The sequence below is a fragment of the Citrobacter sp. Cb028 genome, from assembly GCF_030336705.1.
In the GTDB taxonomy this organism is placed as follows: Bacteria; Pseudomonadota; Gammaproteobacteria; order Enterobacterales; family Enterobacteriaceae; genus Citrobacter; species Citrobacter braakii.
The window spans coordinates 160,718-170,291 of sequence record NZ_JAOWCZ010000031.1 but is presented as its reverse complement, the minus strand read 5'-3'; the positions used below and the strand labels follow the sequence as shown (position 1 = coordinate 170,291).

At 53.7% G+C, this 9,574-nt stretch carries 8 protein-coding genes; all 8 read right to left on the bottom strand.

Annotation, left to right across the window (positions count from 1 at the left end):
- Positions 1-179 precede the first annotated feature (179 nt).
- Positions 180-3,548 carry an exodeoxyribonuclease V subunit gamma gene (gene recC, locus OGV75_RS08310; RefSeq protein WP_286480536.1) on the bottom strand — a complete coding sequence of 1,123 codons (3,369 nt, stop codon included), beginning with the start codon at positions 3,546-3,548 and terminating at the stop codon, positions 180-182.
- 12 nt (positions 3,549-3,560) lie between these two features.
- Positions 3,561-3,884, bottom strand: a complete 324-nt coding sequence (locus OGV75_RS08305; RefSeq protein WP_047359086.1) for a prepilin-type N-terminal cleavage/methylation domain-containing protein — start codon at positions 3,882-3,884, stop codon at positions 3,561-3,563.
- Positions 3,869-4,276, bottom strand: coding sequence for a DUF2509 family protein (locus tag OGV75_RS08300; RefSeq protein WP_047359085.1), 408 nt, complete (start codon positions 4,274-4,276; stop codon positions 3,869-3,871). The genes OGV75_RS08305 and OGV75_RS08300 overlap by 16 nt, the downstream gene beginning before the upstream one ends.
- Positions 4,273-4,836: a prepilin peptidase-dependent protein gene (locus OGV75_RS08295; RefSeq protein WP_047359084.1), complete on the bottom strand. Its 564-nt coding sequence runs from the start codon at positions 4,834-4,836 to the stop codon at positions 4,273-4,275. Before OGV75_RS08295 ends, OGV75_RS08300 begins: the two co-directional genes overlap by 4 nt.
- The gene (locus tag OGV75_RS08290) at positions 4,827-5,297 is read right to left on the bottom strand and encodes a prepilin peptidase-dependent protein (RefSeq protein ID WP_286480535.1); all 471 of its coding nucleotides are present in this window, start codon (positions 5,295-5,297) and stop codon (positions 4,827-4,829) included. Before OGV75_RS08290 ends, OGV75_RS08295 begins: the two co-directional genes overlap by 10 nt.
- A 183-nt stretch (positions 5,298-5,480) precedes the next feature.
- Positions 5,481-6,275, bottom strand: coding sequence for a thymidylate synthase (thyA, locus tag OGV75_RS08285; RefSeq protein ID WP_003033990.1), 795 nt, complete (start codon positions 6,273-6,275; stop codon positions 5,481-5,483).
- Between the two features lie 6 nt (positions 6,276-6,281).
- Entirely contained in the window at positions 6,282-7,157 is an 876-nt protein-coding gene (lgt, locus tag OGV75_RS08280; protein WP_016157378.1) for a prolipoprotein diacylglyceryl transferase, read from the bottom strand.
- 164 nt (positions 7,158-7,321) lie between these two features.
- The gene (gene ptsP, locus OGV75_RS08275; protein ID WP_016157379.1) at positions 7,322-9,568 is read right to left on the bottom strand and encodes a phosphoenolpyruvate--protein phosphotransferase; all 2,247 of its coding nucleotides are present in this window, start codon (positions 9,566-9,568) and stop codon (positions 7,322-7,324) included.
- Positions 9,569-9,574 lie beyond the last annotated feature (6 nt).

The following is a 9,574-nucleotide window of genomic DNA, read 5'->3' as shown; positions in this document are numbered from 1 at the left end:
TCACAAACCTCATCATTAACGTATTCACCTGTTCACAGCAAAGCACGCATAAATACGTGGTCTGAACAGGGCAAGACTATGTGCTGAACGAGCCAGCATCCTCTCTTTGTAAGAATCAGTCCGTGACAGAATGCGCATCATAGTGGAAGCCATCGAACTGCGCAATTTTTATACAATCATCATGACTGATTAAAGCGAAAAATCGGTAACAGGTAGCGCTGAGACTGTAAAACAATGGTATCCAGCGTAGCCGCATCCAGCTGACGCCAAAGACGCTGATACCAGATATCATCACCTTCACCCCGTACCATCATGTTGCCTTCATAGGCCTGCAGAAACTTACTGCGCGCTTTTTGCAACGTTGCATCGTCATCTAACATGGCATCATTTACGGCGTCATAACAGGTTTTTATCCAGGCGCCGCCGCTTTCGGGCAATACCAGCAATGGTGACGACATGCCTTCCCGATACCCGTCAATGAGCTGCGACAGGTACAGCAGCGCCTGCTCTGCATCCAGTGGCGGAAAACGCCATTCCCCGTCTTTACGCAGGAACAACCGGCTCTCTCCCGTACCGCCACTGGCACAATAGACAAGATGTTCCAGCCAAAGTTGCACACCCTGCGCAATGCTTATCAAAGATGGGCGCCAGCGCAACAAACCGTCCTCTTGCACCTGTGGCAACCAACCGGTGATTTGCACGCCGTTACAGTTAAGATCGATTTCCATACTCTGACAGGGCTGACGACAGGCGATAATGCGTTCAGCCAGCGACTGCATCTCCTGACGCTGCGTATCCCACAGAATTTCGCCAAATGGCCCATAGGGAAGCGTGCCCGCCGCACGAAAACGGCGAAACAGTTGTTCAGCATCCTTCTCTTCAACCAGCGTGTTAAGCAATTGCTGATTAAGCTGATAGCGGGTTAATCCTTCAAGAGTGAACGGTTCCGTTTCCGGGATCTCACTTTCTTCAGAGCGGAAGTTGACCCTCAGCCGCATCTGGAAAAAAGCCCTTACCGGATGAGCCCAAAATCGCTGCAGCGTTTCCAGCGTCAGCGTTTCAGGCATCTCAAAGGGAAGCGTCTGGACAAAATCCGTGTGCGCTTTTCCTGACAGGCTCGCCGCAGGCAGCCATTCCCGGGCATAGCTTTGCTGTTCGCCCGGCAGATAGTTTTGTGCATCAAAGGGCATACGGGTATGCAAACGAGTAATGTGTGCTTTTACCCGGGCCTCGCTTTGATCGCAGGTCAACGATTCATCGCCCGGCAGATAGTGGCTTTGCCCGATGTAGTCCATCAGTTCCTGCACCAGTACCGACGGGAAGCGCTCGCTGTTGTCCTGAATGGAGCGGCCAATGTAGCTGATGTAGAGCGTTTGCTGTGCTGAAATCAATGCTTCAAGAAACAGGTAGCGGTCATCATCGCGACGGCTGCGATCGCCCCTCATCGGTTTTTGACTCATCAAATCAAAGCCCAACGGCGCAAGCTGACGCGGATAAACGCCATCGTTCATACCCAGCAGGCACACCACCTTGAAAGGAATAGAGCGCATCGGCATCAGCGTACAAATGTTAACTGGCCCCGCCAGGAAGCGCTGGCTAATGCGCTCCTGGTCAAGACGCTGGGCCAGCTCATCACGCAATAGAGAAAGCGGTATGGCATCACCATACTCAGCCCCCAGACCTTCAGTGATAATGGCCTGCCACTGCTGTTCAATCAGCGTCATCGCCGCTTCGGTATCTGCATCCGGCAGGAAGAAATCATTAAGCATGTCCCGACAAACGGGCAGCCACTCTTCCAGCGGCCGTTCCTGCGCTAACCCTCTACGCCAGAGATTGAGCTGCATCAGCAACGAGGCCAGATGCCCTACCAACTCGGCAATCAAACCGTTGGACTCATCGTATGGCAATACCGATTGCCACTCGCCCTGCGCGCTTTCCATCGCGTAGCCGAGCAGCATGCGCGTTAAACCAAATTGCCAGGTATGCTGACCTGTAGGCGGAAGTTCCAGTTCACGCACGTTATCGTCGTCAATTCCCCAGCGAATCCCGGATTCATTGACCCATAAACGAAGATAGCGCAGCCCTTCTTCATTGATATTGAAACGCGCCGCCAGCACGGGCACATCCAGTAATGCCAGCACATCCTCTGAGACAAAACGGCTATCCGGCAGCGACAGCAGGCTAATAAAGGCCTGTAAGACGGGATGAGACTGGCGCGCCCGACGGTCGGAAATCGCATATGGTAAGTAACGCTCAGTTGGCGCGCTGCCAAAGACCGACTGAATAAATGGGCTGTAGCTGTCGATATCCGCCACCATCACAATAATATCGCGCGGCGTCAGCGTAGGATCCGCTTCCAGCATTGCCAGCAGGCGGTCATGAAGAATTTCTACCTCGCGCTGTGGGCTATGACAAACATGGAAAGTCACGCTGGTGTCGTTCAGTTCAAGCCGTCGTTTATTGTCGCTACGCGAATACTCTTCCAGGGTAACGCCCGCCACGGCATGACTTTCAAGTTCCAGAATATCCGATTGAATATTATGCAAAAGATTGTCAGGTGTTATATCGACAAACGCATCCAGCTCCTGACTATTTTCCAGTTCTGAAAGCAAATAAATGTAATCGCGCCCCAGTTTGCCCCACGAGGCCAGCATCGGGTTGCCCACATCCTGTTCACCATCGCTGTTAAACAATCCTTCGGCTTTCTGACTATCGCGAAACAGCGGCAGATGGCGTTCTTCAAAGCTGTGCCGACGCTGACGCGCCATCAGCTTCGCCAGCCAGGCGGGATCTTTTATATCTCCCCAGTAGTAGCGACAAGGGTTGGTAAACAGCAGATGAATATCAATGTGCTTGCCCAGCGCCTGCAATGCCTGCAAATAAACCGGCGGCAGAGCCGAAATGCCGCAAATAAAGACGCGAGAAGGCAGTCCCTGCGGGCACTCGGACGCACTTTCCAGAGTCTGAATAAATCGTTGGTATAAATTGGCGCGATGCCAGCGCGGCTGGCCCAATTCCTCGGTGTGTTCCACCAACGCTTTCCACAACGGCGCCTGCCAGGCCTGAGATTCGCCGAGTCCCTCAACCAGTCGCCCGGCTTCCCACTGGGTCAACCACTCAGGGCGATAGACTAAATACTGGTCAAAGAGGTCAGCCGCGCGCGAGGAAAGCTGAAACAGCTTACGTTTATCGGTGTCGTCCGTCAGATAGTGGCGCAGCAATGCGAAGTCATCGCCATCCAGCAATTGCGGCAACAGCGTCATCAACTTCCAGCTCATGCTCTGTTTGCTGAACGCGCTCTCTTTCGGGATATCCGGCAGCACGCGCACAAACATATCCCAGATAAAACTCGCGGGCAGCGGAAAATCGATGTTGGCGGCAATACTAAACTTCTGTGCAAGGGTCATTTGTAGCCACTGCGCCATACCGGTACTTTGAACCAGGATCATCTCAGGTTCAAAGGGGTCGTCCAGCCGCTCGCGCTCAACGATAAATTCCATTAACGCTTCCAACACATCCAGACGATTGGAGTGGTAGACCCTTAACATAGCGACTCCTGACTACTGACGATTCGGGCAATGCAGACGCGTCATCTGACCCTGCCTGCCCAAGGGTGAAGAAATTTTAACGTTGATGCTGACACATCCCGCGCTCGTTGTCTGCATTCGGTTAACCTGCCAGTTCAAAGGCGATGAAAACTGATACAGCTGGGTTTGCTGCCAGGCGTGACGCCAGAGTTGCTGATACTGGTTTCTGATGATAAAGCTGTTCATCAGCGCCCGCTGGTATCCTGACAGCGCGGTCACAATCATGATCATCAGCACCATTGCCAGCATCACTTCCGGCAGGCTAAAGCCACGCTGTCTGTTCAGGGGATCTGACATAATGCCTGCTCCTTTAGCGGACAAAAATCGCTCCAGCCGTGCGCCGAGTATTCGATATTGTCATCAATAATCGCCCCCTGCCGCCATAACGATACCCCTTCATAATGGACTATAAGCAGCACGGAATTATTAGTGAGCTGTCGCAGACAAACCGCGGCATCCTGCGTGGTATAACGCCGACACTGTGCAGCGAGTTGTAAGCGCCAGGGCTGCATACGCCCCCATTCCATCGCAGATTGCACCACCACCTGGCGCTGCAGAGCCTGACTTTGCGTGACCACTCGCGAAGCAAAACGGGACTCCTGCCTGCTAACGCCTTGCAGCAGAAGGCTACCGAGCACCAGCAGTAACAGGACCATCGCTAAAGATGAAACGCCCCGCTCACGGTTCACAGGTTGAATCCTGTCACGCTGTAGACTGCTTCAATAACCTTTTGTGGTTCGACATTGTTCACTCCGCGCAAACGCAGCGTAAGGAGCGGGGAATATCCGCTGATATTCAGACGTTCAACCTGAAATGCCTCAATCTGTATCGTGGCTGGATCGGACATTTTCTCCCACCCTTTTCCATTGCAGTCCGTTACTCCCCGCAGGGTCTCCAGTACCTTGTCCTGTAAACGAAATCCAATCGTATCGGCCTCTTTCGCGGGACTGCTCTCCCAAATGCCGTTGCTATTGGCATCCCAGCGCGCAATGACACAGTCGCCCTTAGCCGATATCTCCAGCCCTTCTCCGACACAGTTTCCGCGGCAGTACCCTGCCCGCTGAAGATGCTTCGCCACGGTGTATACCCGCTGCCATATTTCATCTTCAAGCGCTAACTGGCGCGTGTTGCGCAGGATCTCTCGCTGCAGCGCGGGTAAAAATCGCGCTGAGCTAAGCAATAAAACGCTGCTAATCGCCATAGCAATCAGCACCTCCAGGAGTGAAAAGCCCCGTTCATTTACTGACATAACCTGGCCTCATCTTTCTCGCAAAGCCTGATTCGCCCCCAGCCTGACACCACCACGCGCCATTCCCCTGTCGTATTTTTCAGGCGAATATGTCCAGCCCATGCCGTATTGCGCAGACCAAAAAAGGCCAGTGAAGGTGTTATCTCTGCCATTTCGACATCGTCCCAGGGCGGTGTAAAAACCAAGGGCGAAACGGGTAGACACGTGGTTTGCACAGCAGCAGAGCTGACAAAACACCAGGATGTGCCATCCCGAATCACGCTGATGACGTGATCGCGGTTACGCCAGTTAGCATCTTCACGCAGTTGCAGCAGGTAATCTCGCACCTGAATGGCGGTTTGCCATAGCCGCTGTTGCTGTTGCCAGCGCTGCCAACCATACAGCCCCGAGGCGCCAAGCGCCGCGACGATCAACATCGCAATCAGGGTTTCGATAAGCGTGTAGCCGTGTTGTTCTTTCATGCCGCCAGTATGGCGTGAGGAAAATGAATAACGAGCGGGAAATTCGGTTTCTACGGCGAGCTACGAGGAATATTTGTCGCGTTGCAGGTCGTTGCAATATTTCAGGAACCCACGCCGAAGAACGCGATTTGAGACAAAAAAAACCGACGCGCACGGGCGTCGGTTGTGACAGCATGAAGCCGATTAGATAGCCACTGGCGCTTTAATACCAGGATGCGGATCGTAGCCTTCAATTTCGAAATCTTCGAAGCGATAGTCAAAGATAGATTCAGGCTTACGTTTGATGACCAGCTTCGGCAGCGCGCGCGGTTCGCGGCTAAGCTGCAGATGCGTTTGATCCATATGATTGCTGTACAGGTGCGTGTCGCCGCCGGTCCAGACAAAATCACCCACTTCCAGATCGCACTGCTGCGCCATCATGTGTACCAGCAAGGCGTAGCTGGCAATGTTAAACGGCAAACCGAGGAACACATCGCACGAACGCTGATACAGCTGGCAGGAGAGCTTGCCATCCGCCACGTAAAACTGGAAGAACGCGTGGCACGGCGCCAGCGCCATTTTATCCAGCTCACCGACGTTCCATGCAGAAACGATAATTCGGCGAGAGTCCGGGTCATTTTTGAGCTGGTTTAACACCGTGGTGATCTGGTCAATATGGCGACCATCTGGCGTAGGCCACGCACGCCACTGTTTGCCATAAACCGGCCCCAGATTACCGTTTTCATCCGCCCATTCGTCCCAGATTGAGACGTTGTTTTCATGCAGGTAGGCAACGTTGGTGTCGCCCTGCAAAAACCACAGCAGTTCATGAATGATCGAGCGTAAATGGCAGCGTTTAGTCGTAACCAGCGGGAACCCTTCCTGCAGATTAAAACGCATCTGATGACCAAAAATGGAAAGCGTTCCGGTTCCGGTACGGTCGTTTTTCTGTGTGCCTTCATCCAGCACTTTTTGCATCAGTTCTAAATACTGTTTCATGGTTCCTCAGGAAACGTGTTGCTGTGGGCTGCGGCGGTACGCCCAAACCATCATAATAATGCCTGCGACAATCATCGGGATTGAGAGGATCTGTCCCATGCTGATGTACTGTACCCAGGTGCCGGTAAACTGCGCATCCGGCTGGCGGAAGAATTCAACGATAATACGAAACGCGCCATAACCAATCAGGAACAGACCGGATACCGAGCCCATCGGGCGCGGTTTACGAATGTAAAGATTAAGAATGATAAACAGCACAACGCCTTCCAGCGCCATCTCATAAAGCTGTGAGGCGTGGCGCGGCAGCGAGCCGTAGGTATCAAAAATTGACTGCCATTGCGGGTTAGTTTGCAGCAGTAAAATATCTTCGGTACGGGAGCCCGGGAACAGCATGGTGTACTTGAAGTTCGGATCAACGCGTCCCCACAGCTCACCGTTGATAAAGTTGCCCAGACGCCCTGCGCCCAGACCAAACGGAATCAGCGGGGCAATGAAATCAGAAACCTGGAAGAACGAACGCTTGGTGCGTTTGGCGAAGATAATCATCACCAGGATCACACCAATCAGCCCACCGTGGAAGGACATCCCGCCGTCCCAAACGCGGAACAGATACAGCGGGTTATCGAGGAATAACGGGAAGTTATAGAACAGTACGTAACCAATACGCCCTCCAAGGAAAACCCCGAGGAAGCCCGCATACAGTAGATTTTCTACTTCATTTTTGGTCCAGCCACTGCCCGGACGATTAGCACGGCGCGTCGCCAGCCACATCGCAAAAATAAACCCCACCAAATACATTAAGCCGTACCAGTGAAGCGCGACGGGTCCGATTGAGAAAATGACCGGATCGAAATCCGGAAAATGCAGATAGCTACTGGTCATCTGTCACCACAAGTTCTTGTTATTTCGCTGAAGTCAGACAGCAATTGATAAGCGCGCCTGCATAATGCAGGCGCTCCAAAGGTGCGAATGATAGCACATGGGGATCGCAGCGGATGCCGATTACAGTTAAAAGATATGTATACCTACTGTTACCAGCCCTCGATTCACAATCCCCCGCGAATCAGTCCCCCCATGCCACGGCGTTCCATAAAAGCCGCCACCTGATGGCGTACTTCTGTCGCCATCTGCGCTTCCAGACTGCGTTGCGCCAGCGTTTGCGCCTCATCAAAATCGATATGGCGCAGCAGATATTTAACGCGAGCCACGGAACGACCGTTCATCGACAAATGGCGAAAACCCAGGCCGATCAGAATGGCCACGCACATCGGGTCGCCCGCCATTTCACCGCACAATCGCAAATCGATACCGCTTCTTTCGGCTTCCTGCGCAATCATCGCCAGCACACGTAACATACCCGGATGCAGGCTGTCATAAATGCTGGCCACCCGCGTATTGTTACGATCGACAGCCAGAATGTACTGGGTGAGATCGTTGGTTCCGACCGAGATAAAGTCTATCCGGTTTATCAGGTGCGGCAGCATAAACACCATCGACGGAACTTCCAGCATGATGCCAATGCGCGGTTTTGGGATCGCGTAGCCGATCATCTCTTCCACTTCGCGTCCGGCGCGTTCAATCAAACGTCGCGCTTCGTCCACTTCATCAATGCTGGTGACCATCGGCAGCAAAATGCTCAGGTTGCCGGTTGCCGCGTTGGCACGCAGCATGGCCCGAACCTGGATCAAAAAGATCTCCGGCTGATCGAGCGTTATGCGAATGCCACGCCAGCCAAGGCACGGGTTCTCTTCACTGATCGGCATGTAGGGCAGTTGTTTATCGGCACCGACATCCAGCGTACGCAGGGTCACCGGCTTGTCGTTAAACATTTGCAGCATGCCCTGATACTGCGCAACCTGTTCTTCTTCCGAAGGAAAACCGCTTTGCAGCATGAACGGGATTTCGGTGCGATACAGGCCAATGCCGTCGATCCGGCTCCCCAGCTTCTCTTCATGCTCCGGGCTGAGGCCCGCATTGAGCATCACCTTCACGCGCTCGCCACTTTTCAACTGTGCTGGCTGGTTGACGTCATCTTCCGCCAGGCGGCTCAGCTCAATTTCTTCACTGATAAGACGCTGATATTCCTGGATCAATACCGGTTCTGGATCGACCAGCAGTTCACCGCGATAACCGTCCACTACCAGCGTACGGCGGTGTAACACCGATGGCTGGATATCGGCCCCCATGACGGTAGGGATACCCAGCGCACGAACCATAATAGCCGCATGAGAGTTGGCCGCGCCGTCCCGAACAACCACACCGACTAAGCGGTCCTGAGGAAGTTCCGCCAGCGTGGTGGCGGAAAGCTCATCCGCCACCAGCACAAAACGTTCCGGCCAGGTATTCGGCCCCTGGATCGAGTCGTCAAGATGGAACAGTAGACGCTGGCCCAGCGCGCGTAAATCTCCGGCCCGCTCCTTGAGGTAGTTATCACTCAGCGCGGCAAACTGTTCGGCAAACTTTTCAATGATCGTTTTAACGGCCCACTCGGCCACCGAACCATTATCCACTTCCGCAAACAGCTCACGGCGCAGACGAGTATCGGAAAGCAAGTGTGAATAGAGATCAAAAATCGCCGCCGTTTCTTTCTGCGCCCCGGCGGTAAAGCGTTTGCTGTAGCGGCGGAATTCATTCGCCGCCTCTTCCAGCGCACCGGTGAGCCGCTCGCGCTCAAGCACCGGATCCAGCGTTGAAGCCTGATAGACCTGCTCCATCAGCGGCAGCGTCGCATCCTGCCAGCCTTCGGCTATTGCCACACCAGGGGCGGCGGGCAATGCGCGGATGCGCGTTTGCCGGTATTGGCCGAACAGCGCGTTAAGCTGCGACTGCGAAAGAATCGCCGCCATTTGCGTGGCGAGCGTGACGAGGAAAGACTCTTCACTTTCATCGTACTGCCGCAATTCGCGCTGCTGGACCACCAGCACACCTAACAGCTGACGGCGCTGAATAATCGGTACGCCTAAGAACGCACGAAAGCGCTCTTCTTTTACCGAAGGGATGTATTTAAAGCTGGGATGTTTTTGCGCATCGGCGAGGTTGATAGGTTCCGCCAGCCTGCCAACCAGGCCAACGATACCTTCATCAAACGCGAGTGCGACAGTACGACCACGCGGTTTCTTCAGTCCCCGGGTCGCCATGAGGTAATAACAACGTCGATCGTGATCGGCCAAGTAAACCGAACAGACCTCTGTATCCATCGCAAGACAGATGTCGGTAACCAGAATATTCAGCGCTTCATTCAGACGCGGAGCACTGGCCACCTTTTCGACTATTTCGCGCAGGCGGGTGAGCATAATTTG

Coding starts and splice junctions, on each gene's coding strand:
- OGV75_RS08295 (WP_047359084.1), bottom strand. CDS start 4,836: ATGTCAGTAAATGAACGGGGCTTTTCACTCCTGGAGGTGCTGATTGCT.
- OGV75_RS08305 (WP_047359086.1), bottom strand. CDS start 3,884: ATGTCAGATCCCCTGAACAGACAGCGTGGCTTTAGCCTGCCGGAAGTG.
- ptsP (WP_016157379.1), bottom strand. CDS start 9,568: ATGCTCACCCGCCTGCGCGAAATAGTCGAAAAGGTGGCCAGTGCTCCG.
- lgt (WP_016157378.1), bottom strand. CDS start 7,157: ATGACCAGTAGCTATCTGCATTTTCCGGATTTCGATCCGGTCATTTTC.
- thyA (WP_003033990.1), bottom strand. CDS start 6,275: ATGAAACAGTATTTAGAACTGATGCAAAAAGTGCTGGATGAAGGCACA.
- OGV75_RS08290 (WP_286480535.1), bottom strand. CDS start 5,297: ATGAAAGAACAACACGGCTACACGCTTATCGAAACCCTGATTGCGATG.
- recC (WP_286480536.1), bottom strand. CDS start 3,548: ATGTTAAGGGTCTACCACTCCAATCGTCTGGATGTGTTGGAAGCGTTA.